The organism is Salipiger bermudensis HTCC2601 (assembly GCF_000153725.1).
Taxonomy (GTDB): Bacteria; Pseudomonadota; Alphaproteobacteria; order Rhodobacterales; family Rhodobacteraceae; genus Salipiger; species Salipiger bermudensis.
Map to the genome: position 1 here is coordinate 2,474,933 of NZ_DS022276.1, position 22,250 is coordinate 2,497,182.

20 protein-coding genes are annotated in these 22,250 nt (G+C 62.6%); 10 read left to right on the plus strand and 10 right to left on the minus strand.

All coding sequences use genetic code 11. The features are described from left to right. Window positions 1–11 precede the first annotated feature (11 nt). Window positions 12–731 carry a hypothetical protein gene (locus tag R2601_RS11760; protein ID WP_007798479.1) on the minus strand — a complete coding sequence of 240 codons (720 nt, stop codon included), beginning with the start codon at window positions 729–731 and terminating at the stop codon, window positions 12–14. Window positions 732–1,250: 519 nt separating this feature from the next. On the opposite strand from R2601_RS11760, the gene R2601_RS26645 reads away from it, so the two are divergent. Next, window positions 1,251–1,793 carry a hypothetical protein gene (locus R2601_RS26645; RefSeq protein ID WP_144266905.1) on the plus strand — a complete coding sequence of 181 codons (543 nt, stop codon included), beginning with the start codon at window positions 1,251–1,253 and terminating at the stop codon, window positions 1,791–1,793. Here R2601_RS26645 and R2601_RS11765 read toward each other — a convergent pair. Further along, the gene (locus R2601_RS11765) at window positions 1,762–2,985 is read right to left on the minus strand and encodes an IS256 family transposase (RefSeq protein ID WP_007796303.1); all 1,224 of its coding nucleotides are present in this window, start codon (window positions 2,983–2,985) and stop codon (window positions 1,762–1,764) included. The genes R2601_RS26645 and R2601_RS11765 overlap by 32 nt on opposite strands. A gap of 82 nt (window positions 2,986–3,067) precedes the next feature. Here R2601_RS11765 and R2601_RS11770 point away from each other — a divergent pair, with 82 nt between their 5' ends. Continuing rightward, window positions 3,068–4,177, plus strand: coding sequence for an SEL1-like repeat protein (locus R2601_RS11770; RefSeq protein ID WP_007798481.1), 1,110 nt, complete (start codon window positions 3,068–3,070; stop codon window positions 4,175–4,177). Window positions 4,178–4,455: 278 nt separating this feature from the next. Here the strand turns inward: R2601_RS11770 and R2601_RS11775 are convergent, their stop codons facing one another. The 6 genes from R2601_RS11775 to R2601_RS11795 form a co-directional block, all read right to left on the minus strand. Continuing rightward, window positions 4,456–5,973: a DUF3987 domain-containing protein gene (locus R2601_RS11775; protein ID WP_007798484.1), complete on the minus strand. Its 1,518-nt coding sequence runs from the start codon at window positions 5,971–5,973 to the stop codon at window positions 4,456–4,458. Beyond that, entirely contained in the window at window positions 5,970–6,839 is an 870-nt protein-coding gene (locus tag R2601_RS11780; protein WP_007798486.1) for a DUF7146 domain-containing protein, read from the minus strand. Before R2601_RS11780 ends, R2601_RS11775 begins: the two co-directional genes overlap by 4 nt. Next, complete coding sequence (locus R2601_RS11785) at window positions 6,836–7,081, minus strand: transcriptional coactivator p15/PC4 family protein (RefSeq protein WP_195903849.1); 246 nt, start codon at window positions 7,079–7,081, stop codon at window positions 6,836–6,838. The genes R2601_RS11780 and R2601_RS11785 overlap by 4 nt, the downstream gene beginning before the upstream one ends. Before the next feature lie 104 nt (window positions 7,082–7,185). After that, window positions 7,186–7,374: a helix-turn-helix transcriptional regulator gene (locus R2601_RS25905; protein WP_083793920.1), complete on the minus strand. Its 189-nt coding sequence runs from the start codon at window positions 7,372–7,374 to the stop codon at window positions 7,186–7,188. A gap of 144 nt (window positions 7,375–7,518) precedes the next feature. Continuing rightward, window positions 7,519–8,547 carry a hypothetical protein gene (locus R2601_RS11790; RefSeq protein WP_144266906.1) on the minus strand — a complete coding sequence of 343 codons (1,029 nt, stop codon included), beginning with the start codon at window positions 8,545–8,547 and terminating at the stop codon, window positions 7,519–7,521. A gap of 458 nt (window positions 8,548–9,005) precedes the next feature. Beyond that, window positions 9,006–9,767 carry an IclR family transcriptional regulator gene (locus R2601_RS11795; RefSeq protein ID WP_195903850.1) on the minus strand — a complete coding sequence of 254 codons (762 nt, stop codon included), beginning with the start codon at window positions 9,765–9,767 and terminating at the stop codon, window positions 9,006–9,008. 178 nt (window positions 9,768–9,945) lie between these two features. Between R2601_RS11795 and R2601_RS11800 the strand changes: the two genes are divergently transcribed. The 8 genes from R2601_RS11800 (at window position 9,946) to R2601_RS11835 (ending at window position 19,092) form a co-directional block, all read left to right on the plus strand. Beyond that, a complete protein-coding gene (locus R2601_RS11800) occupies window positions 9,946–11,532 on the plus strand; it encodes an ABC transporter substrate-binding protein (protein ID WP_007798497.1) in 1,587 nt (528 codons plus the stop codon). Window positions 11,533–11,617: 85 nt separating this feature from the next. After that, window positions 11,618–12,469 carry an alpha/beta hydrolase family protein gene (locus R2601_RS11805; protein WP_007798500.1) on the plus strand — a complete coding sequence of 284 codons (852 nt, stop codon included), beginning with the start codon at window positions 11,618–11,620 and terminating at the stop codon, window positions 12,467–12,469. Continuing rightward, the gene (gene ggt / locus R2601_RS11810; RefSeq protein ID WP_007798504.1) at window positions 12,466–14,079 is read left to right on the plus strand and encodes a gamma-glutamyltransferase; all 1,614 of its coding nucleotides are present in this window, start codon (window positions 12,466–12,468) and stop codon (window positions 14,077–14,079) included. Before R2601_RS11805 ends, ggt begins: the two co-directional genes overlap by 4 nt. 19 nt (window positions 14,080–14,098) lie before the next feature. Continuing rightward, complete coding sequence (locus tag R2601_RS11815; RefSeq protein WP_007798505.1) at window positions 14,099–15,073, plus strand: ABC transporter permease; 975 nt, start codon at window positions 14,099–14,101, stop codon at window positions 15,071–15,073. A gap of 5 nt (window positions 15,074–15,078) precedes the next feature. Beyond that, a complete protein-coding gene (locus tag R2601_RS11820) occupies window positions 15,079–16,023 on the plus strand; it encodes an ABC transporter permease (protein ID WP_007798507.1) in 945 nt (314 codons plus the stop codon). Further along, on the plus strand, window positions 16,020–16,991 hold the full coding sequence (locus R2601_RS11825) for an ABC transporter ATP-binding protein (RefSeq protein WP_007798509.1): 972 nt from the start codon (window positions 16,020–16,022) through the stop codon (window positions 16,989–16,991). Before R2601_RS11820 ends, R2601_RS11825 begins: the two co-directional genes overlap by 4 nt. Window positions 16,992–16,993: 2 nt before the next feature. Further along, window positions 16,994–18,049: an ABC transporter ATP-binding protein gene (locus tag R2601_RS11830; RefSeq protein WP_050768413.1), complete on the plus strand. Its 1,056-nt coding sequence runs from the start codon at window positions 16,994–16,996 to the stop codon at window positions 18,047–18,049. Further along, the gene (locus R2601_RS11835; RefSeq protein ID WP_007798514.1) at window positions 18,046–19,092 is read left to right on the plus strand and encodes an AbrB family protein; all 1,047 of its coding nucleotides are present in this window, start codon (window positions 18,046–18,048) and stop codon (window positions 19,090–19,092) included. Before R2601_RS11830 ends, R2601_RS11835 begins: the two co-directional genes overlap by 4 nt. Window positions 19,093–19,578: 486 nt before the next feature. Here R2601_RS11835 and R2601_RS11840 read toward each other — a convergent pair whose 3' ends face one another. Together R2601_RS11840 and R2601_RS11845 are read right to left on the minus strand one after the other, a co-directional pair. Next, window positions 19,579–20,880, minus strand: a complete 1,302-nt coding sequence (locus R2601_RS11840) for a tyrosine-type recombinase/integrase (protein ID WP_040544650.1) — start codon at window positions 20,878–20,880, stop codon at window positions 19,579–19,581. 425 nt (window positions 20,881–21,305) lie between these two features. After that, on the minus strand, window positions 21,306–22,238 hold the full coding sequence (locus R2601_RS11845) for an IS5 family transposase (RefSeq protein WP_040544652.1): 933 nt from the start codon (window positions 22,236–22,238) through the stop codon (window positions 21,306–21,308). Window positions 22,239–22,250: the final 12 nt, after the last annotated feature.

Genomic DNA, 22,250 nt, shown 5'->3' on the forward strand with positions numbered 1-22,250 from the left:
GCTACCGCCGTTCAAGTTGGGGCGGCACTGATGTCCCCACCTAGATCAGCCAGTTTGACTAGGAGGACTTTCTTATTCCGCCCAATGCGGGTCTTGAGTGCGAGATCTTCCGACCCATCCTTTTTGACGCGGTAGAGCAGCCTTCGGATTGGGTAAGTGGTGCCTTCAATCGTCGCGAACCTACGATCCCACGAAATGTGGATGTCGAAGCCCTCCTGCTGCAACTTTGCAAGGACTTCGATCTTTGCATCGTTGTCAAAGCCTTTGATCTCAGCAAGAAGCTCCCGAACCGTGATCGGAGGTAGTCCGCCTTCAACGCGAGCTTCGTTGATCTCTTTCATTTTTCGCCCGGTCATGAAGTAGCCAAGTGAACCTGCGACAGTGGCGCCGGTTCCGGCAACAATCCACCCGATTGGCGTCAGCCCCAGAAAAGTTACGACCGGCGCGATGCCGAAGTAGCTGGCGACCCCACCCAAACCTACCTGCGTCAGCAGCACGCCTGTGCTCGATGCCGCCCCGGCAAGGAGCCCTGTGCCAGCCCCGGCAGCAAAGATACCCGCGCCGGAGATGAGGCCGAGAGAGCTGAGGAGGCTACTGTTGCCAAGGATAAAGCTGCCAATCCAAGTCGCGGTATGCGTTCCCGCGATGTACCCCGCAGCTGATGTGGACGCGATCCACCCTCCGCTTGAGTGTATGACCGGGACGGCAATCGCGATGAACGGCAAAGGCATTTGGAGTACTCCAGCTTCAGGTGGTCTTGGCCTAGTCAACCTAGCAGCCAAAATCCACCGTGACCGCGACAAAGGCCGATGGCAAGCCATTGAGATGTCGGATTTTCAAATTGCCGCAAGGTACGGTCAAGAACTACAATCTCCGGAAGGCGGCACGCTGCGGGTCTGCGCCGCATAGACGCTCGCAAGGATCTCAGTCTCCGTAGACAAGGGCCGGTGCGGCGCGTGCCAAACTTATGTCAGTTAAGTCAGTTCGGTCGGTCACGCGCTGAGATTACCATACTTAGTCAGTTGTGGCAGTGGATCACGGTATTGACGCTCAAAAGGCGCTGTGGTCGACCACCTTTCGATGAGGACGTCGTCTCATGTCCATTTAACTGGGTGGCATCCAGAGCGAAGGTCACTCCCCGAGGTCCGGTTCCTGCATTGTCTCGCACCGATTGCGGTTTCAATTTCCTGAGCGGCGTAGCACGTTGCCGGCACGGATATTGAAAGGACTGAACAATTGAGGGGGAGTTCATGCACCGTCGCCGCCAACCCATTCTGTCTCTGAGCCTTGTGACAGCACTTTTCGGAGCACCTGTCAGCGCGCAGTCCGGTGGCGTTCTTTCTGAATGGCTCGAACTCTTCTCGCCAGATCTCGTCGCTCATCGAGTAGTGCAATCGGCAGTCACAGCCCTGCGCTCAGAGATCGACATCACCTATGGCGGCCTGGCAGTCGATACTGGTGAGTGGAGAGCAACGCTCTATGACGTTACCGTATGGCCGATGAAATGGGTCGAGTATCGAGATTGCAAGATCACCATTGACCACATGTCGATGAAGCTTGCCTCTACCGAACGACGAGACGAATGGCGTCTCGGCGTCAGCATCGGCGGTGTCGAGATGAACAAGACATGCCTACCTGACGGCGCGCAGACAGAACTGACCCTCGCTGGCCTCAAGAAACTCAGCGTTCCCAGATTGGAGCTTGATCTTGAGTACGAAGTCGGTCCGAGACTGTCCGGAATTCTGTGCCCCGGCGCGTTGATTACGCCATTGGGAAGCGGTCCTCGAACATGATGGCGAGCTGGCTTTTCACTGCGTGCCACTCGCGCACCGAGCGCTTCCACTCCTGAGAAGTAGCATTCAGGGCCAGATATATCAATTTCGCTGCCGCTTCGTCGCTGGGGAAATGCCCCCGTGTGCGGACAGCCCGGCGGATCTTCGAATTCAGCGCCTCTACGGCATTCGTCGTATAGATCAGCCTGCGGACCTCGGGTGGATAGTCGAGGAACGGGATCACCTCGGTCCAGGCCCGTCGCCAGCTCGGCGCGATTGCCGGGTAGCGGGCGGCCAGATCGCTCTCCTCGAAGTCGGTCAGCGCGGCCTCGGCGGCTGCCGCGTCGACGGCGGAGTAGACCGCCTTCAGCGCCACTGCCACGGCCTTGCGGTCCTTGTAGCTGGCGAAGCTCATAGAATGGCGCAGAAGATGCACGATGCACGTCTGAACCTGAGTTTGTGGGAAGGCTGCCTCGATGGCCTGGGGGAAGCCCTTGAGGCCGTCCACGACCGCGATCAGGATGTCCTGCACCCCGCGATTGCGCAGGTCGTTGAGAACCTTGGCCCAGAACTTGGCGCCCTCATTGGCCTGAAACCATAGCCCCAGCACGTCCCTCGTGCCGTCCGGGAGGATAGCCAGGGCGACAAAGACTGCCTTGTTCGAGACCGCGCCATCGCTGCGGATATTGACCCGGATCGCGTCCATGAACACCACCGGATAGCAGGGCTCGAGCGGACGGTTCTGCCAAGCCGTGACCTCGTCCATCACCGCATCGGTGATCGCCGATATCAAGCTCGGGGAGGCCTCGATGCCGTAGATCTCCTCAATGTGTCCCTGGATTTCGCGGGTCGTCATCCCGCGCGCATACATGGAAATGATCTTGGTATCGAACTCCGGGAAACGGCGCTGGTACTTGGCGATCAGCACGGGATCGAAGCTGCCGTTGCGGTCCCGAGGGATGTCCAACACGACCTTGCCGCTGTCGGTGGTGACCGTTTTCTGGCTGCTACCGTTACGCCGGTTCGGAGCCTGAGACGCCCCTTCCGCTGGTGGGTCAGCTCGTTCCTCGGTCAGATGTTCTTCCAGCTCGGCACTCAAGGCGCGCTCTGCCAGCGCCTTGGTCAGCTCGGCGAGAACGCCGTCCTTGCCGAAAAGGTCCCCGGCCGATCGGCCTTTCATCAGCTGGTCCAGAAGGTCTTTGTCGATGCTCATACGTGGGTCTCCTCATTTCAGAGTTACCACGCCGGGGCACAAAATTCCGGACAGTCTCGTCGGTCCTGCGCGCCTCACTGCCTTGGCCGACGCCACTCTTGACGACATGGGTTCGATCTCGAGCGAGTTCATATTTTCCTACTTCGCGATCGGCGACCTTGATGAACGCGAGCCGCTCATTGCCTATCTTGAAGGCGCGCAGGTCTCCATTCGAAACGATGGTTTGTGGGATGCGGTTCGACCAATATTCCCGCGAGGCATGCTCAGCCCCGAAACGAGTGACGCCACGATCGACACTCTTCCCTGGCACTCCATGACCCTAGGGGCGGAGGACAGCGAAGCATCCAGCGCTGCTGTCGATTCGCTGAGATCATCATTCAAATCCACGTGGGGACAGTTCTTATCGGACCCCCAGACCCTCACGCTAAAGACGAACTTCGAAGACGATTACGAGCCGTACCTCGACTTCCAGAGTTTCTTGGAAGGCCCCGGGAACATCTACGCGACGCTGCGCCCGACACTCCAGACTTCCCCGTCGACGAGCCATGCAGTCATGTCTGTTGAGACCGTAGAGGCTCTTCTCTCTGGAAATCTCCCGGCAGAAAAAGAGGATCGCCTTGAAATGGGCCTCGCGCTCGTCACCGGGAACGGCGCTCCGAGGAACCGCGAGCTCGGGTTGGAACTCCTCATGCCCATCGGGATCCAGGGAGACCCTGATGCTTCGCTGATCATTGCGCAAGAGCTCGCCAAAAGCGATCCGAAGCGAGCCTACGACTTTGCCCTATGGGCCAGCTCCATCGGACGATCAGAAGCAACCCCGCTACTTGATGAGCTTGAGCAGGTGCTCTCGTTTGAGGACATCCTCACGATCCAGCCCAATCTCGAAAATACCCCCGACAACTTCTCGACCGTCGAGGCCATGCGCAGCGCGGCCGCGGACTACTTTCTCGGCATCGACGAGCAACGCTCGTACGCTCGTGCAAGCTATTGGGCCCGCATTGCGGCCGGAGCGGGCGATCTGGCGTCAGCGCACCTGCTTGAAGAAATCGACGCACGAGTGAAGCACCTCGCCGAAGATCCCGATGAACGGCGTCGCTTCGAGCAACAGATCGCGCAGCAGGCACTATCGGCCTGGGCCACTGAAGATCTGCATCGTGCTCCAAAACAGCCTGCATCTGGGGTGGACGAGTGAGGTATTGGAGGGCCGTCGAGTAATACTGCAATTCGCGAATACGGCCGCACTTCTTCCCGAAGGGCGGCTCTTTTCTTCCTGCTCGCCGAGCCTGGTGCCGGGAGCGAAGGTTGAGACACTACCGTCATTCCGGGGAGGCTTGACCTACCTGAACCCAATTAGCGAAACCCATACTGACAGAACTGACAATTCCGTGGGTCAGCAGCATCTGCAGCGCTTGAAAGAAGGCGACCCGCCTCATGTCGGGGGCGAGGCGCTCACGTGTTCTGTCAGTTCCGTCAGGTTGATCTAGCCCCGCTAGGCTGCCCTTGGCTCTGGATCAGCGGGCTGACCGCATAGCGCCGTTGCGGGCGGCCGCCCTGCGGCTGGGGCGGCATATCAATGCGCTGGATGATGTCTGCCCGTTCCAGCGCCGCGATTGCCATGTCGATGTGCTCCTGCGTCGCCAGCCCGATGCACTGCATCCGGCGTACCTCGCGGCTTGAGAAGCTCTCCCACCCCTTGCGCCGGATCAGGTCGAGGAGAGCACGCCCGGCGCGTTCCTTTTGTCCGACCGACGCGGCACCATAGCTGCGTTTCGCCATCGGTAGGACATAAGAAGTGATGAAGTCGATGGCGCTGCGCACCATCCGCGCGTCTATGGTGACAGGCTCGGATGTGGCCCGGCACGCCCAATGTAAGTAGGAGAGAACCAGCGAGAGCCTGACGGCCAGACCGGGAAGCTTACCCAGAAACGAGAGCAGCGGACCTTCGATACCGTCTTCCAGATCGCGCAGACGGCATTGGAAATCGTAAAGTACCTCGCTCGCTTCCGGGCTGAACGGGATCAGCTTGGGCTGTGCCATGCCGTTGTTGTCGGGCCACATCTCCAGCGAACCGAGCCGCTCGTAGATCGGGTCCAGCAGACGGTCGTCGAAGCCTTTTGGTGGAGGGCTGAGCGGCGCAGCCGCAGGCCAAATCGGGATGAACCGGGCAAGCAGCCCGTCATCGTCGGCCTTCATCAGCAGAGACCGCAGGCGGTCAGGTTGGATGTTGCCGACCACAGGGATGGCAAGCTGAGCCACATCGACAGGGGCCCGCCCCATGCGTTCGACGATGTAGGCCCGACCGCCATGGGCTTCGACCCAGAACGGACGGTCAGACCCGCCTCCGGCATAGCGGCTCATCCCGATCAGCCAGCCTGCAAGCTCATCACGCACCTGCAAGAGTCCTTTCGGCCGATATTGCATGAGCATCGCAACCTTCTCGATGGTGGCATCGGAAAGAGACAATCGCGGCAGTTCCGGCCTCGGGCCTGCGTTTGCTGCATCCGGTTTAGGCGGGGGCGGCTCACCTGCCTCCACTGCCGCCTTTGCGGTTTTCTTCCAGTTCTGCTCGATCAGCTGGGCAATTTCGGCCTCGGACTCCCAAGCGGCAAGCGCCTTTCTGGTCTCAGCGCGGTACTTACTTTCCAGACGCTTGAGGGGCGTCAGACCGACGTCCAGCCCGGGGGATTTGCCCATAGACGGCTTGCCGATGTTCATGACCCAGAGCGTTGGAGGCTCCTTCCAGCTATCTGACGCATCTGCCCAGCGCGCATTACCGACCAGCGAACTGACGACAGCAAGAATGCCCATCGCAACGTAGTCGACAGGGGCGCTCTTCGCCCGCGCAGCAAGGGCGAGAAAGCTGGCAAGCTTCGGCGGGAACAGGGTCTCGACCGGGAAGTCTGGCGGTTCCAACTGCTCGTCGCGCAGGTAGCGGGGATCAGGCTCCGGCCAGTCCGGCATGAAAGAAACAGGCATCGGGCGGGTCATTGGTTGTACCCTTCCGCGATCAGCATGTCGTTCCAGTCGCAACTCTCGGGTGCTTCGAGGATGGAAACCCGCCAACCGAGCGCATGGGCGCGCTTGGCGAGTTTTTGGCCTGCACGGTGACCTGCGGCATCGCCGTCGGTGGCGATGATCAGTGACCCAGGCGTCCGGGGTAGCAGGAGGTTCACCATGCCACTGGTCGACAAGGCAGCCCAAACCGGGCCAACGTGGTCGAGCATCCCTGGAAGCGACAGAGCGGTTTCGATGCCCTCCGCGACCACGAGAGGGCCGGCGGCATCGCCTGGGCCGAGGCGCACGGCGCCGCCCCTCGCGGCTCCGAGCATCATCTTGGTAGGAGCCACGGCCGCCTTGCCCGTGCCATCCGGCGCAAGATAGGTTCGATGGATCGCGAAGTCAGCGGCGCCGTCGATCCGCGCAATCATTGCCGGCAGGCATTGGGAGCTCGGGCCGTGCCAGCAGCAATGGTGATACCGCAGGCTTCCGTGCAGGTCACTACGGATGCCGCGCCGACGAAGGTAGTTCTCGGCCAGCGTCTTGTGGATCGAGGTGGCAGCGTCCCAGACTCGGCGCGCCTGCTTCCCCCGGCGCTCAGAGGTTTTGGCCGGACGCTCGGTCTTCGGAACTTGCGGATGCGCACGGTCAATGTAATCGCGTGCCTCGAGCGCCTTGGCGATGTCGCGATAGGCGCAGCCCGCAAAGCACTTGAGGAGGAGGCGGCCGTCCTCGCCGGTCGCAATGCTCAGAGCGGGTGTGTTGCGATTGTCATGGGCGGGGCAGAATGCGAGGCCGTAGTAGCGATGCCAGCGACCGCCCAGCGCTTTCGTGAGGTCTTGAGCCGTCATGGTCATGCGCTGTCCTTCGCATCAAAGGTCATCTGAAGCGACGTCAGTGCTGCGATGATGTCGGGTAGGCTCTCGGCACGGAGTGCTACGCCCTTTCGCGTAGGGTGCATGTCACCGTCTTTGCCGAGGTACCAGATGCGCAGGTTGAGCAAAACGTGCCCTTTGAAGGTATCGATGCAAACGCGCAGTTCTTCGCGGCTGTTCTTGGGCAGCACGACCATTGGGGTGTTTTTCGGATTGTCTTTCATGTGTGGCTCCATGCCTTGCTGGCACGAGCGGTACACGCTACTCTCGACGTTGCTGACTACCGAGAATATCGCCGCCGCCCGTCTATCAGCGGGTGGCGGTTTTATTAGGAGGTCTTGCCGCTCTTTGCGGCTTCCCAAGCTTCAAGATCGGCGAGTTTCCAGCGTGTGCAGCCGGGCGTTAGGGCGATAGGCTTAGGGAAGTTTGGATCAGTCTTTGCCCAGCGCCAAGGGGTGGTGCGGTGGACGCAGTAGCGTTCCGCCACCTGGCTGACAGAAAGGTAGGTGTGGTTCATGTAATGCGCTCCAATCAGTTGCGATGGAATGCATTCTCGACTGCGCGCGCCAGAAATTTGAAGCCGCATCCCAGCCCAAAAACGGGATATTCAGCCCAGAACTCACATTCTGGCGCGCGCTATTTCCTGCTAATTTTGGGCGGATTATTGGGCGCCTTCCAGCTGTTGCAAGATGGATTTCAAATATCTCTGAGCGGTTGAGCGAGTAATCTCCACGTTTAGCTCCTTCTCACACCAGTCAATGCAATCTTCGTATATCGCCTCACGCTTGGTCGGAAGCTCGCCTGCGGCGAGGCGGCGCCTGTACTCATACTGGATCGCTTTCTCTAGGACGTCGCCGCCCTTCTTGGGTCTTCCTTTGCGCGATTTGACTGGCTGCGCACGCGAAGTGATTGCCGCATTCGTCAGAAGTGTGTCGCCGTAGCATTCATAGGCAGCAGGACCGGATGGGGGGAGGTGTGGTTCCTGGAAGCAACTGATTAGGTCTTCGATCTTGATCCATCCGCAAATGTAGCCAGGAAGCTCCGCGGGAGAACAGTTGATCTCCCATGGTTGTTGATATTTGCGCCAGAGCGACGAGGGAATAGGTTCCTTGCGCAATCCGCCACGCAATTCGTCGACGGCAACGGCCGGGCCGCCGAAACAGCGCCAGTGATCAATCCTTCCTTTTAACTCTGTCGAAAGAGCATAGCCATAAGCGGGCAGGTCTCCTTCGATTAGCGCAAGAAGTATCTTCATCTGCGCACTGAGGATACGTTGCTCGAGAACCTCGTCAGTAGTCTCGAGGAGCGTAGCAGCTTCATATTCTTCTGGGCGCGGTGGACCCGGCGGCCTGAACCCCGTTCCCTCAAGGCGTCGGAGGGCTTCGTTTCCTTCGAACAACTCTTGCGGAAGCCGTGTGTCAGAGATCGTGTTGGCCGAAAGGTACTGATCGTAGTCCAAATGAAGGCCTAGCGCAGACAGCTCGCCTCGACCGAGGGGGTGGCGCCCAAAAAGATGATCTTCGTAGAACAGCGCTTCCGGCTCCGTTCGAACCTCTCGGAGCTGGCGACTTGAAGGTGTCTCATAATATTCCTCTAGTTTCGCTTCGGGAATACGACCTAAAGCCAGCCACTCTGCGGCTTCGCAGGGGTAACAGACCTCTGCGATGTTAATCATTCTGTAAGCTTTCATGTTGCTTCCCCGCGACGCCCACTTGGTACAAGGCAGGCTATATAGGTGCGCCGCCCATGCTTCTACACCGTAAGCGGCGGCGGTATTCATGTCAGATAGCGGAGCTTGTTATGCAAACTTGAATTGCCTTGGCCGCCGACGCCTTGCCAGCAGTCACCCCGTGATCGTCTCGCTGTTGGCCTTTAGCGAAGGCCGGTTCGGAGAGGGCAACGGGTTCGTCGTGGTCGGTGGAAATGCGCTGCGCTTCGGACGGTTTGCTGCCGTGGGACCCCGCCGCGATTAATTGTCCACCATCTCATACCGCCAATCCAGAGCCGACGCTTTCGATCGCTGGTACAGCTATGCGGCCGAAATGGCAGTCTGACGAGCACACATCCCGGCCCTTCTCACCGATGCCCAAAAAAGTTGGCACCCCCTCAGGGACTATCTCTATCTCCGTCGCAGGCCAGAGCGAAAACCTATGCATCGCCAGTCCATCCAAGTGCGCTTGAGAGACGGTGGGCGGCGTCGGTTGTGAGGCGGATGATGTGCTCCAACTCAGAATCGCCGGTGCGGAAGGCTGGAGCGACCGTGTGCACGGTTGCCACGACCGAAGCACTGATCGTGCGGACGGGGGCCGCGCAGGACACTTGATGGTCGCTCACCTCACCGCGGCTGATGCAATAGCCTTGCCGCCGGATGCGGGTCAGCTCCTGCAAGATGGCGCCCCGGGTGCGCGGGGTGTTGTTTGTGATCGCCGCGGGGGTCAGCGGTACGCATTCTTCGATGAAACGCGACGACTGGAAGGCCAGCAGGCACTTGGGCGAGCCGGCGTAGAGCGGCCGCCGACGGCCGACATTAGCGTGCACCCGCAGATCTCGCGAGGGTTCCGCCTTGGCGATGCAGATCGCCTCAGTGCCGTCGATTGTCCGGAGCTGAACTGTCTCGTTCACTCGCTGGCAAAGATCTTCGAGAATGGGCGTCGCGAGGCGAATCATATCGGTCTGCGAACTGGCTGTAATTCCTAGGATCAGCATCGCGTCGCCCAAACCATAGGTGCCGTCACTCGTGCGTTTGACTATCTGCCGCTGTTCCATTGTGTGCAACAAGCGATAGGCTCGTGACTTGGTGAGGCCAGTTTTTCGGGCAAGTTCGGTTACTCCGGCACCGGGGTTGCGTGCAACGGCCATGAGTAGGTCGAAGGCTTTACCTACTGATTCTACGTTGTAATCTTGAACCATCTGTTGTCGCTCCATGCGCATTTAGTCAAAAAGTTAAACGTTTCATCTAGTAAAACAAGTATGAAATATGTTTGACAGATTGATGATCGGCCTCCTTTTCTATGAGCACACAAGAGGCGCCTGACGCGCCGAGAAAGGGTCCGAAATGGACCGTCACCATGAAACAGGGAAAAAAACTTTGATCCACCTGACGAAACGCAACCTCCTGAAGAGTTCCGCACTTGCCCTGATCGCCGCAGCGACCGCGACGCCGGCACTGGCGCAGGATGCGCACCTGTCAATCGGGATGGCCGCGCCGATCACCTCGCTCGACCCGCACGAGGATTCAAACTCGCCCAACAACGCCACCAGCCGCCACATCTGGGACAGCCTGATCAATCGCGGGGGCTCGGCCGAGAACCAGCCCCAGCTCGCCACCGAGTGGGAGATCGTCGACGACACCCACTGGCGCTTCCACCTGCGCGAGGGTGTGACCTTCCACGACGGCAACGACTTTGATGCCGAGGATGTGGTGGCGTCGCTGATTCGCGCGCGTGACAAGGAAAGCCAGGCCTTCGCCTCCTACACCCGCAACATCGCCAAGGTGACTGCCGAGGATCCTCTGACTGTGCTCGTCGAGACCTCCGTGCCCGACCCCATGATCCTCAACTCGCTGAGCCGGATCCGCATCATCAGCTCGGACTATGCTGACGCCGAGGTGTCTGAGTTCGAGAACGGCCCCGCCGCCGTTGGCACCGGCCCGTTCAAGCTGGTCTCCTACACCCCCGGCGATCGCATCGAGCTGGAACGCAACGATGACTACTTCGCCGGTCCCGCGGACTGGGACGAAGTCACGCTGCGCCTCGTGCCCGACGAGGGTGGCCGACTGGCGTCGCTGCTTGCCGGGGATCTCGACCTGATCGAGGCGCTGCCGTCCGAGGGCGTGGCCCGTGTTGAGCAAAGTGATACGCTTAAGGTCATCCGCGGACAGTCGACCCGGATCGTCTACCTCGGAATGGATGTGTCGCGCGACGAGTCGCCTTTCATCACCGCCAAGGACGGCTCGCCGCTTGATGAAAATCCCTTCAAGGATGCCAGGGTTCGCAAAGCGCTGCTGATGGCGATGAACCGCGAGGCGATCGTCGACCGAGTGATGCAGGAGAACGGCAGCGTGGCGCACCAGTTCGTCGCCGAGGGCTTCTTCGGCCACTCCGATAACGTCGAGGAGGTTGCGTACGATCCCGAAGGCGCCAAGGCCCTGCTGGAAGAGGCGGGCTACCCCGACGGCTTCGCGCTGACTATCCACGGCCCCTCGGGCCGCTACGTCAACGACAGTGAAGTGGTGCAGGCCGCCGGCCAGATGCTGACCCGCATCGGCATCGACACCACCGTCGAGGTAATGCCGTGGTCGGTCTACTCGGGAAACTACTCGACGGGCGAATACTCGCTTTTCCTGGGATCCTGGGGCGTGAACACCGGCGAGGTGTCGAACCCCTCGGTCGCCATCGTCGCCGGCCGTGACGCCGACACCGGCATGGGCCGCTACAACGGCGGTGGTATCGACGTGCCCGAGATCAACGAGCTGCTGACCGAGGCAACCTCGACCCTCGAGGAAGAGGCGCGCGAGCCGCTGCTGCAGGACGTGTCGGACCTGATCTTCAACAACACCTGGCTGCTGCCGATGCACTACGAGAATGTGGTCATGGGCGCTAAGTCGGGGATCGAGTTCACCCCGCGCGGCGACAAGTACACGCTGGCCTACGAGGTGCATGGCACCGTCGAGTGACGCCGGACTTCGGCGGGGGCACCTGACGGTGCCCCCGCCCTCCAGCCCGCGAGCGGGCAAAGACGACCTTCCCCCAGGAGACCCCATGCAAGAGCTTGGAACGAGCGGCGCGGCCGAACGCGCCCGCGCGGTATACGACTATGGTGAAACGGCGATCTTCGCCTCGACGGCGGACCCGCGCTTTCACATGTTGCTGTACGTGCCGCCCGCCGCGGCCGAGGGCCGCCGGGTCGACCTGCTCGTCGCCGTGCACGGCACGGGCCGCACCTCGGCGCTGGAACTTCGCGACGGCTTTGCTGAGTTCGGGCTCTACAATGACTGCGCCGTGCTCTGCCCGATCTTCCCGGTCAACGTGCGCGGCGACGGCGCGCGCTCGGGCTACAAGTACATGGAAGAGGGCGACATCCGCTACGACCAAGTGGTGCTGTCGATGGTCGGGGAGATGGCCGAGAAATACGGACAGGACTGGTCCAAGTTCGCCATGTTCGGCTATTCAGGGGGCGGCCACTTCACCCACCGGTTCACCATTCTCCACCCGGAGAAGCTCTGGGCGTCGAGCATCGGTGCCCCGGGATCGGTCACACTGCTGGATCCGGACCGGGACTGGTGGGTCGGCGTGCGCGACCTGGCCGAGCGGTTCGGCAAGCCCTTCGATGCTGCCGCGCTGGCACAGGTGCCGGTCCACATGGTGGTCGGCGCGCTCGACCTCGAGACGTGGGAGATCACCCACAAGCCCGGCTCGACCTATTACATGGAGGGGGCCAATGACCCCGGCGAGACCCGCCCTGAACGGCTGCGCAGCCTCAAGGCCTCGTTCGAGGCGGAGGGCGTCACGGTGAGTTTCGACGAGGTGCCCGGCGTCTCGCATGACAGGCTGAAGTGCATCGGTCACGTGAAGGCGTTCCTCACCCGGACGCTGAAGGAGATGCGCGCATGATCCAGAACGCGACCATCGTTGCCCCCCAGCCCGAGGCCGTGGAGGCCGGGGCCGAGGTGCTGGAACGCGGCGGCAACGCCATCGACGCGGCGCTGGCCTGTGCCTTCGTGCAGGGGGTCGTCGACCCGCAGATGTCCGGCATCGGCGGCTTCGGTTCCATGCAGGTCTACATGCCGGGGCGCGGCGTTCACGAGATCCTCGAGTTCTACGCTCTCGCGCCTGCGTCGGCGACGCCGGACATGTGGCTGGACAAGCTCAAGGGGCAGAGTCGCGACGGATTCGGCTTCATTCTTGAGGATAACATTTCAGAAATCGGCTACCTCGCCTGCTGCACGCCGGGCTCGCTCAAGGGCTACGAGACGGCGTTGCGCGATTACGGTAGCTGGGACTGGGCCGACCTAATTGCGCCGGCGGTCAAATACGCCGAGGACGGCTTCAAGATCCGCCCGCACATGCACTGGTACTGGACCAAGGACCAGAGTAGCGACGGCCAAGTCAACACGATGGACAAGCTGCGCTATTCCACCACCGGTCAGCGCGTCTACTTCCACGAGGACGGATCGTTGCGGGGCGTGGGCGAGATCCTTCGCAACCCGGACCTCGGTCGCACCCTGCGCCAGGTGGCCGAAAGCGGCTCGTCCGACATCTTCTACACCGGCGAAATCGCCGAGCAGATCTCGGCGGACTTCGCGGCCCACGGCGGGCTGATCGGCATGGACGATCTCGCGCAATACGGCGTCACCAAGGCCGATCCCGTCTGGGGCAGCTACCGGGGGCGCAACATCGCGTCGAGCCCGCCGCCGGGCTCGGGCTTCCCGATGCTGGAATTGCTGCACATCCTCGAGAACTTCGACCTCGAGGCGATGGGCCACGGCTCCACCATGTACGTGCGCACGCTCTTCGAAGCGATGAAACGCATGACCATCGACAAGGACCTGCACATGGGCGATCCGGCCTATGTCGATGTGCCGGTCCAGGCGCTGTTGTCCAAGGAGCACGCGGCGCAACTGGCCGATGCCATCAAGCGGGGCGAGCGCGGCAACGTCGAGCGGTTGGACATGTCGCAGCGCGACACCACCCATATCTCGGTGATCGACAAGGAGGGCAACGCCGTCGCCCTCACGCATTCTCTGGGCAGCCCGTCGGGTGCTATCACCGAAGGCCTCGGCTTCATGTACAACGGGCTGATGGGTCGCTTCGATCCGCGGCCTGGAAGGCCCGCGTCCATCGCGCCGCGCAAGCGCAGGGCCAGCTCGGCCGCGCCCACCATCGTATTCGAGGACGGGCAGCCCTCCATCGTCATCGGCGCGCCGGGCGGCAGTTACATCGCGCCGACCGTGGCGCAGGGCATCGTGAACATGATCGACTTCGACATGAACATCCACGCAGCCGTCTCGGCGCCGCGCCTCGTGGGCGTGTCGAACAGTATCGACATCTGCAACCGCATCCGCCGCTCGGTCGCCGACGAGCTGCGCGCCGAGGGTTACGAGGTGCTGCGGTCGCCGCAGACCTATGCCTTTGCCGCTCTGCACGGTATCCGAGTCGAGAACGGCGTGTCGTCGGGTGCTGCGGATCCGCAGCGCGACGGCATGGCGATCAGCGTCGACTGAAGGGAAGGGAGCCACGGCCATGATAACAACGCTCATACGTCGGGCGATCCAGGCGGGCTTTGTCGTCATTGCCATGACGCTGATCGTCTTCATCGGGGTCAATGTCATCGGCAACCCCGTCGACATCCTAATCAACCCAGACCTGAACCAAGCCGAGCGGCTGCGGGTGATCGAGAACCTCGGCCTCGACCAATCACTGTGGCGCCAGTACCTGAGCTTCCTGCACGGGCTGACGCAGGGCAGCTTCGGGGACAGCTTCGTCTACGGGCGCCCAGCGCTCGACGTGATCCTGGAACGGCTGCCCGCGACGCTGGAGCTGGCGCTCTGCGCAATGGTCATCGCCATCGTGGTGGGCCTGCCGCTGGGGCTTTATGCCGGGCTCTACCCCGATCGGGTGTCTTCGAAGCTGATCATGACCGGCTCGATCCTGGGCTTCTCGCTCCCGACCTTCTGGGTCGGGCTGATGTTCATCCTCGTCTTCGCGGTACAGCTTGGATGGCTGCCGTCGAACGGGCGCGGTGATACTGCCGAGTTTCTTGGGGCGCGGTGGTCTTTCCTCACCGGAGATGGGCTGTCGCACCTCCTGCTGCCGGCGCTGAACCTCGCGCTGTTCAAGACCTCGCTGATCCTGCGCCTGACGCGGGCCGGCGTGCAGGAGGTCGTGATGCAGGACTTCGTTAAGTTCGCCCGCGCGAAGGGCCTTCGCGAGAACCGCATCATCCTGGTGCACATCCTTAAGAACTTAATGATCCCAGTGGTGACCATCATCGGGCTGGAGTTCGGATCGCTCATCGCCTTCTCGGTGGTGACCGAGAGCATTTTCGGCTGGCCCGGCATGGGCAAGCTGATCATCGACAGCATCAACCTGCTCGATCGCCCCGTGATCGTGGCCTACCTGATGATGATGGTTGTGCTCTTCGTGTCGCTGAACTTCATCATCGACATCTGCTACACGCTGCTGGACCCGCGCGTCCGGCTTGACGGAAAGGGCTGAGCCGCATGGAACGCAAGCTTGCCAGCACGACCGGCTCTCCCGAAGGCGTCGTAACCGGCGCTGCATCGGAGGCGCCTCCGCCGCCCAAGGTCAGCGCCGCCATCCGCCGCTTCCTGTCCGAGCCGACCGCCATTATCGGCGTCGCGGGGTTGACCCTCGTGGTCTTTGTTGCGGTCTTCGCGCCGCTTCTGTCGCCGCAGAATCCCTACGACCTGATGCAGCTCGACATAATGGACAGCCGGCTGGCGCCCGGCTCCGAGAGCTTCACCGGCGTGCCCTATCACCTGGGCACCGACGGGCAGGGCAGGGACATCCTGTCAGGCATCATGTACGGGCTGCGGACCTCGCTGATCGTGGGCATCGCCTCGGCCTTCGCAGCCGCCCTGATTGGCACCACCGCCGGATTGATGGCCGCCTATGTCGGCGGGCGCACCGAGAGCTTCATCATGCGCTTAGTGGACCTCCAGCTGTCCTTCCCGACGATCCTCATGGCGCTCATGGTGCTGGCGATCCTCGGGAACGGCGTGACCAACGTGGTGCTCGCGATCATCGTGGCCGAATGGGCCACCTATGCGCGGACGGCGCGGGGCACCGCCCTGGTCGAGCGGGAAAAGGAGTTCATCGAGGCAGCACGCTGCCTGCGCATACCGGGGCGCCGGGTGCTGCTGCGGCACCTGCTGCCCAACTGCCTGGCGCCGATCATCGTGATCGCGACCATGCAGGTGGCTCGCGCCATCGGGCTAGAGGCGACGCTGTCCTTCCTCGGCCTCGGCGCCTCGGTCACCCAGCCTTCGCTGGGGATGCTGATTGCCAACGGCTACCAGTACCTGCTGTCCGGCCTCTACTGGATCAGCTTCTACCCCGGCATCGCGCTGCTCATCACCATCGTATCCATCAACCTCGTGGGCGACAGGCTCCGCGACGTGCTTAACCCGAGGAACGCCCGATGACCCCGCTTCTGGATGTCCGCGACCTTGTGACCACCTTCCCTGGACGGGGGCGCGCGCTGCGTGCCGTCGACGAGGTGTCCTTCCAGCTCGGCCGCGGCGAGGTGCTGGGCCTCGTCGGTGAAAGCGGCTCGGGCAAAAGCGTCACCGGCTTCTCGATTATGGGTCTGGTGGATGCGCCCGGACGGGTGGCCTCGGGGCAGATCCTCTTCGACGGCGAGGACTTGGCGCAGCTCGATGCCGAAACCCGCCGGTCGCTGCGCGGGCGCCGCATCGCGATGGTGTTCCAGGATCCGATGATGACCCTGAACCCGGTGCTGCGCATCGGCACCCAGATGACCGAGACGCTGCACGCCCATGAAAAGCTCTCCGCCGCCGAGGCACGGGCGCGCGCCCGCGACGCGCTTGGCCTCGTGGGCATTCCCAGTCCCCAGGAGCGGCTCGATGCCTACCCGCACGAGTTCTCGGGCGGGATGCGTCAGCGGGTGGCCATCGCGATCGCGCTGTTGCACCGGCCCGACCTCATCATCGCCGACGAGCCGACCACCGCGCTCGACGTGACGATCCAGGCGCAGATCATCTCGGAGTTCCAGAAACTGACCGAGGAGCAGGGCACCTCGGTGATCTGGATCACCCACGACCTTGCCATCGTCTCGGGGCTCGCAGACCGCATCGCGGTCATGTACGGCGGGCGCATCGTCGAGGCGGGCACGATCACCGAGGTGCTTACCGCGCCGCGCCATCCCTACACGCGCGGGCTGATCCGCTCGGTGCCGTCGGAGAACACCCGGGGCACGCGGCTGGCCCAGATCCCCGGTGTGACGCCCGGGCTGGGGCGGATGCCAGAGGGCTGCGCGTTCCGCACCCGATGCCCGCGCGCCACCGAGGTCTGCTCTGAACGGCCCGGCCGCTTCGGTGACGCGATGGCATACCACCGCTGCTTTCACCCGCACGAGGAGGCGCTCGCGTGACCATGCCCGACATTCACACCCCCGCCGCAACCGCGCCGTCCCGTGACAGCTCCACGGAGACACCGCTGCTGGAGCTCAGGGACGTCTCGCGCCGCTTCGGGTCCCGCCCCGACCTCGCGGCACGCATCAGCATTGCGCTCGGTGCTGCCAAGCCGCCGCCCGTAGTCCATGCGCTCGACGGTGTCGACCTGACGATCCGGCGCGGCGAGGTGCTTGGCCTTGTCGGTGAATCCGGCTGCGGCAAGTCCACGCTCGGTCGCATCGCGGCGGGCATCCTGCCGCCGTCTGAGGGGCAGGTGCTGTGGAAGGGAGAGGACCGCAAGACGCTGCGCGGCAAGCGCCGCCTGCAGGCCGATCTCGAGGCGCAGATGATCTTCCAGAACCCGATGGCCGCGCTGAACCCGCGCATGACCATCGAGACGCTGGTCTCCGAGGCGCCGCAGATCCACGGAATGATCAACGGCGACCGCGCCGCCTATGTCGATGACTACCTCGTGAAGGCGGGCTTCGATCCGGCCATGAAACGTCGCCTGCCGCACCAGTTTTCGGGCGGTCAGCGGGCGCGGGTGAACATCGCGCGGGCGCTGGCCGTGCAGCCCGAGTTCCTTGTCTGCGACGAGAGCGTCGCGGCGCTCGATGTGTCGATCCAGGCTCAGATCCTCAACCTGTTCATGGACCTGCGCGAGGACCTCGATCTCACATACCTTTTCGTGAGCCACGATCTCGGAGTAGTCGAGCATATCTCGGACCGGGTGGCGATCATGTATCTCGGCCGGGTGGTCGAGGAGGCGCCGGTTGCCGAGGTCTTTGCCCGGCCCAACCACCCCTATACGCAGCAACTTCTGGCCGAGGTGCCGCGCATCCGCCCCGGCAAGCGGCACTTCAACGCCATGAAGGGCGAGCTGCCCAGCCCGCTCGATCCGCCGAAGGGCTGCCACTTCCACCCGCGCTGCCCATTCGTCCACGAACGGTGCCGTGTCGAGGCCCCGGTGCGGCGTGAAATCGCGCCGGGCCACAGCTCGGCCTGTCATCTGAACGATGTCTCCGCGGCGGCATGAGCGCGGGCCTGCGGCCCACCTTCGCGATGGCCCTCTCGCTGGGGGCCGCCGGCGGGGCGGTGTTCACGCTCATCGGGATGCCGCTGTCGTGGATGCTGGGGGCGATGACGGTGACCGGCGTCGCCTCTGTACTCAAACTGCCGGTGCGGGGCTGGTCGAAAGCCAGGCCGCCGATGTCGGCGGTGATCGGCACAATGCTCGGCTCGCAGTTCGGACCGCATACGCTCCAAAGCGCGGCGCAGTGGTGGCCGGCACTGTTGGGGCTGGCGGGCTACCTGCTGGTGGCCGCGACCTTGTCCAACATCTACCTGCGACGCGTGGTGGCGCTCGATCGGCCCACGGCCTTCTTCTCGGCGATGCCGGGCGGGCTCATCGACATGGTCCTTATGGGCGCCGAGAAGGGTGGGGACGAGCGCACCATCGCGCTGATGCATTCCTCGCGTATCTTCCTCGTCGTCCTCAGCTTGCCGCCCCTGATGACGCTGATCACGGGGGCGGATGTCGGGGGGCAGTCGGCGGCCTGGCGTCCCCTGGCGAACATGGCGATCGGCGACGTGCTGTGGTTCCTCGGTGCGCTTGCTGCAGGGGCGACATTCGGTAAGCTGGCGCGGCTACCGGCTCCCTTCCTCATCGGGCCGATGCTGGCAAGCATGGCGGTGCACTGGAGCGGCGTGTCGGGCTTCGTGGTGCCGAGCGCGGTGATCGCGGTGGCGCAGGTGGTCCTGGGCACGACGGTGGGCTGCCGCTTTGCCGGGATATCGACGCAGCGCATCCTGCACATCCTGCTAACCTCTGCCGGGGCGACTGCGATCTTGCTTAGCGTGGCGGTGGTCTTTGCCTTCGCGCTGCAATTCGTGCTCGACGTGCCGATCGAGGGCGTGCTGCTAGCCTTTGCGCCGGGTGGCTTGGCCGAGATGAGCCTTGTGGCGCTGGCCCTGAATCTCGAGGTGTCCTTCGTGGTGGTCAGCCACATCTGCCGCATCGGCATGGTGATCCTCGGCGCGCAGCTATTCCTGGTCTTCAAGGACAGCCGAAACCGCTGATCTGTCAGCCTCGCGCGATGTAGCCCCGCCGCGCAAGATAGCCGTCGAACTACCGGAGCAGCACCTCGAACATGCCCGCCTGGGCCAGGCTCTCGCGATAGAGCCAGACGGTTCTCTGTCCGTGTGGAAAAGATCGGCGGTGCACCTGCTCAACCTTCACATCGAGGGTATCGCCGCATAGTCCGTCCCGCGAGCCTGCTGACCCCGGAATATGTCGACCAAGCCGATGCGGAGCACGAGATGCTCAAGGATCTCGCCCTGGCGCGAGACGTCGACCAGACCGTGGAGCTGCTTCGAGCCCACCGTGGCCGGTCTCTCGAGGACATCCGGTCACGGATGCAATGAGAAGAACGTATCTTTTTGCGGGGTGTATGCAGCATTCGCAGCGAACGGCAGGACGGTCAGCATTGCAGCCCTTCGAACCGTCGTTGAGCAACCGAGGACACACGAGAGGCAGACAAGAAATCTTCTGTCAGGCGGCGAACACTAGCTTTCGCGGCTGCCCTTGTGGTCGAGTGGCTTGCTCTTCAAACGTCCCTCAAGATGCTCCGCCCATGCCGTCATCATTGCCCGGCGTTTCTCAACCATATCGCCGCGCCGATAGGACGCTTCGACTGCGTTGCCCACTTTGTGCGCCAGCGCCACCTCAGCCATGTCGCCGGGGAAGTGCGTGCGCTCGGCCACCCAATCGCGAAATGTGCTGCGCAGTCCGTGAGGCACGGCAGGGCGCTTGCTCACGCGGTCGGTGAAGCCCGGCCCGCCTGAGGCAATATCTGCCGCGTGCAGGCGCTTCATGGCGGCACTCAGCGTCATGTCGGACATTTGCCCCCCACGCGGTGCCGGGAACACCAGCGGGTTATCCTTTAAACGTGGGAGGGCCTCCAAGAGCGATACAGCCTCGGGCGTCAGTGGCACGCGGTGCTCCCGTTCCATCTTCATGCGTACTGCTGGGATTATCCAAAGCCCGGCCTCTAAGTCAATTTCATCCCAGACGGCGCCGCGCACTTCTTGCGAGCGCGTAGCGGTCAGGGCGGCAAGCTCCAGCGCGCGGGCCCCAATGCCGTCACGCTTGCGGAGATCGGCGAACCAGCGCGGCGCATCATCAATCTGCACCGCGGGGTGATTGCGCTGTTTCGCGACCTTCGCGGCAGCGGGCAGAAGCTCTTTCAGGTTTCCGGCCCAGCGTGCCGGATTGTCGCCCGTGCGATGCCCTGCCACAGTGGCCCATGACAAGACAGCCTCGATACGCCCCCGAAGTCGGGATGCGGTCTCGGTCTTGCTCCGCCAGATGGGTTCCAGCACACGCAGCACGTCCCGCACTGTGATTTCATGCACAAGCATCGCGCCAAGCTCGGGCATGGCGTAGGTTTGCAAGGTGTTCTGCCATTGCTGCCTGTGTTTGGCGTTCTTGAAGGCGTCGAGCTTTGCGGCAAGGTATTTGTCGGTCGCATCCGCGAAGGTTATGCCCCGGCGCTGAGCCGCCATAAGCGCAGCCCTCGCGGCCTTGCGTTCCTCTATCGGGTCAATGCCGCGCCGTATCTGGTCTTTGGCCTCACGTGCGCGGTCGCGCGCCTGCGCCAAGGTCACTTCGGGGAAGCCGCCCAATCCGATTTCGCGGCGCTTGCCGCCGATGGTCACGCGAAGCAGCCATGTGCGGCTGCCGTTCGGTGTGATTTGCAGGTTCAAGCCCGACACGCCACCCACCGCAAAGAGCACGTTGCTTCCCTTGCCGGGGTGCGCCAATCTCTTAACGTCAAGCGCAGACAGTTCCTTGGCGACACGTGGCAAAAGGCGACTCCATAATACCCGCCTAAAAGTTTGCGATTTTTTGCGACAAATTGCAACGGATGGCGGGTTCGGACTCGCAAAATTGTCCGGTAATCATCGGACAGAAAAGACGAATTGCGACAGAGTGCAAAAAGTCGCAACCTAACTATGGCGGGCTGAGCCTCCGCCATAAGTTGGATTCCCGATTATCGCATTGTTTTTGTAAATTTTATTGACGCTCTGATCGTTCCCTTCTACACACGCTTACCACACACGTCTTCGACACTTGTTCGGTCCATGCGTGATTCCCCTCTTCGACTTTGACGGCAACAGCATCCGCATCATCGACCTCGACGGCACCATCTGGTTCCCGGCCAAGGGCGTGTGCGACGGGCATTGTTGCAGAACCCGCACCTGAGACATGACTGCACCTTACCCTACTGACCTCATGCCACGCGGATGATCTCGGCGGTACCGAGGGCGGAGAAGTGGTTCATGAGGGCGATGCGGATGTGGATTTCGGCGGCCTGGCGGTCTGGGTCTCGTGCGGCAATGCGCTCGCCGAAGGCTTTCAGGCAGCGCATCTTCGCCTCGATCCGGCTGCGGGCGTGGTATCCGGTCCAGCGTTTCCAGAATGCCCGGCCGAAATGTCGGGTGGCGCGCAGGGTTTCGTTTCTGACGCGTGCGGCCGGGCAATCCTCTTTCCACAGGCGGCCGTTTTTCCGGATCGGGATGATCGGTGTGGCTTGCCGGTCAGTGGTGGCCTTGTGGCAGCGTCGCGTGTCGTATGCGCCATCGGCGGTCACGGTGCCGATCTGCTCTGCCTCCGGGATTTGGCCGAGCAGGTCTGGGAGGATCGGGCTGTCGCCGTCACGGCTGGGGGCGAATTCCACGGCGCGAATGTCGGATGTGGCCGGGTCCATGGCCAGATGCACCTTGCGCCATTGGCGTCGGCCCTGGACGCCATGCTTGCGTGCCTGCCATTCGCCATCGCCCAGGAACTTGATCCCGGTGCTATCGACAAGCAGGTTCAGCGGGCCATCAGTGCGGCGATAGGGAACCTGCACGGCCAGGGTCTTCTGTCTGCGGCACAGCGTGGAGAAGTCCGGCACGGGCCAGTCCAGCCCCGCCAGCTTCAGCAGGCTGGCCACCATCCCTGCGGTCTGGCGCAACGGCAGCTTGAACAGCACCTTGATCGACAGGCAGAATTGTATCGCCGCATCGGAAAACACGGCTGGACGTCCTGACCGCCCACCACACGGCGCGCGCCAGGTCATGTCCGTGTCCACCCAGATCAGCAGAGCCCCCCGCTTGCGCAGCGAGACATTGTAGCTGGACCAGTTCGTCGTGCGATAGCGGGCAGGAGCTGGCTTTCTCATGCAGCGTGTGTA

What these genes read in the sequence shown, in the direction of transcription:
- R2601_RS11760 (WP_007798479.1), bottom strand. Translation starts at nt 731, where the DNA reads ATGCCTTTGCCGTTCATCGCGATTGCCGTCCCGGTCATACACTCAAGC.
- R2601_RS26645 (WP_144266905.1), top strand. Translation starts at nt 1,251, where the DNA reads ATGCACCGTCGCCGCCAACCCATTCTGTCTCTGAGCCTTGTGACAGCA.
- R2601_RS11765 (WP_007796303.1), bottom strand. Translation starts at nt 2,985, where the DNA reads ATGAGCATCGACAAAGACCTTCTGGACCAGCTGATGAAAGGCCGATCG.
- R2601_RS11775 (WP_007798484.1), bottom strand. Translation starts at nt 5,973, where the DNA reads ATGACCCGCCCGATGCCTGTTTCTTTCATGCCGGACTGGCCGGAGCCT.
- R2601_RS11780 (WP_007798486.1), bottom strand. Translation starts at nt 6,839, where the DNA reads ATGACCATGACGGCTCAAGACCTCACGAAAGCGCTGGGCGGTCGCTGG.
- R2601_RS11785 (WP_195903849.1), bottom strand. Translation starts at nt 7,081, where the DNA reads ATGAAAGACAATCCGAAAAACACCCCAATGGTCGTGCTGCCCAAGAAC.
- R2601_RS25905 (WP_083793920.1), bottom strand. Translation starts at nt 7,374, where the DNA reads ATGAACCACACCTACCTTTCTGTCAGCCAGGTGGCGGAACGCTACTGC.
- R2601_RS11790 (WP_144266906.1), bottom strand. Translation starts at nt 8,547, where the DNA reads ATGAAAGCTTACAGAATGATTAACATCGCAGAGGTCTGTTACCCCTGC.
- R2601_RS11795 (WP_195903850.1), bottom strand. Translation starts at nt 9,767, where the DNA reads ATGGTTCAAGATTACAACGTAGAATCAGTAGGTAAAGCCTTCGACCTA.
- R2601_RS11805 (WP_007798500.1), top strand. Translation starts at nt 11,618, where the DNA reads ATGCAAGAGCTTGGAACGAGCGGCGCGGCCGAACGCGCCCGCGCGGTA.
- ggt (WP_007798504.1), top strand. Translation starts at nt 12,466, where the DNA reads ATGATCCAGAACGCGACCATCGTTGCCCCCCAGCCCGAGGCCGTGGAG.
- R2601_RS11815 (WP_007798505.1), top strand. Translation starts at nt 14,099, where the DNA reads ATGATAACAACGCTCATACGTCGGGCGATCCAGGCGGGCTTTGTCGTC.
- R2601_RS11820 (WP_007798507.1), top strand. Translation starts at nt 15,079, where the DNA reads ATGGAACGCAAGCTTGCCAGCACGACCGGCTCTCCCGAAGGCGTCGTA.
- R2601_RS11825 (WP_007798509.1), top strand. Translation starts at nt 16,020, where the DNA reads ATGACCCCGCTTCTGGATGTCCGCGACCTTGTGACCACCTTCCCTGGA.
- R2601_RS11830 (WP_050768413.1), top strand. Translation starts at nt 16,994, where the DNA reads ATGCCCGACATTCACACCCCCGCCGCAACCGCGCCGTCCCGTGACAGC.
- R2601_RS11835 (WP_007798514.1), top strand. Translation starts at nt 18,046, where the DNA reads ATGAGCGCGGGCCTGCGGCCCACCTTCGCGATGGCCCTCTCGCTGGGG.
- R2601_RS11845 (WP_040544652.1), bottom strand. Translation starts at nt 22,238, where the DNA reads ATGAGAAAGCCAGCTCCTGCCCGCTATCGCACGACGAACTGGTCCAGC.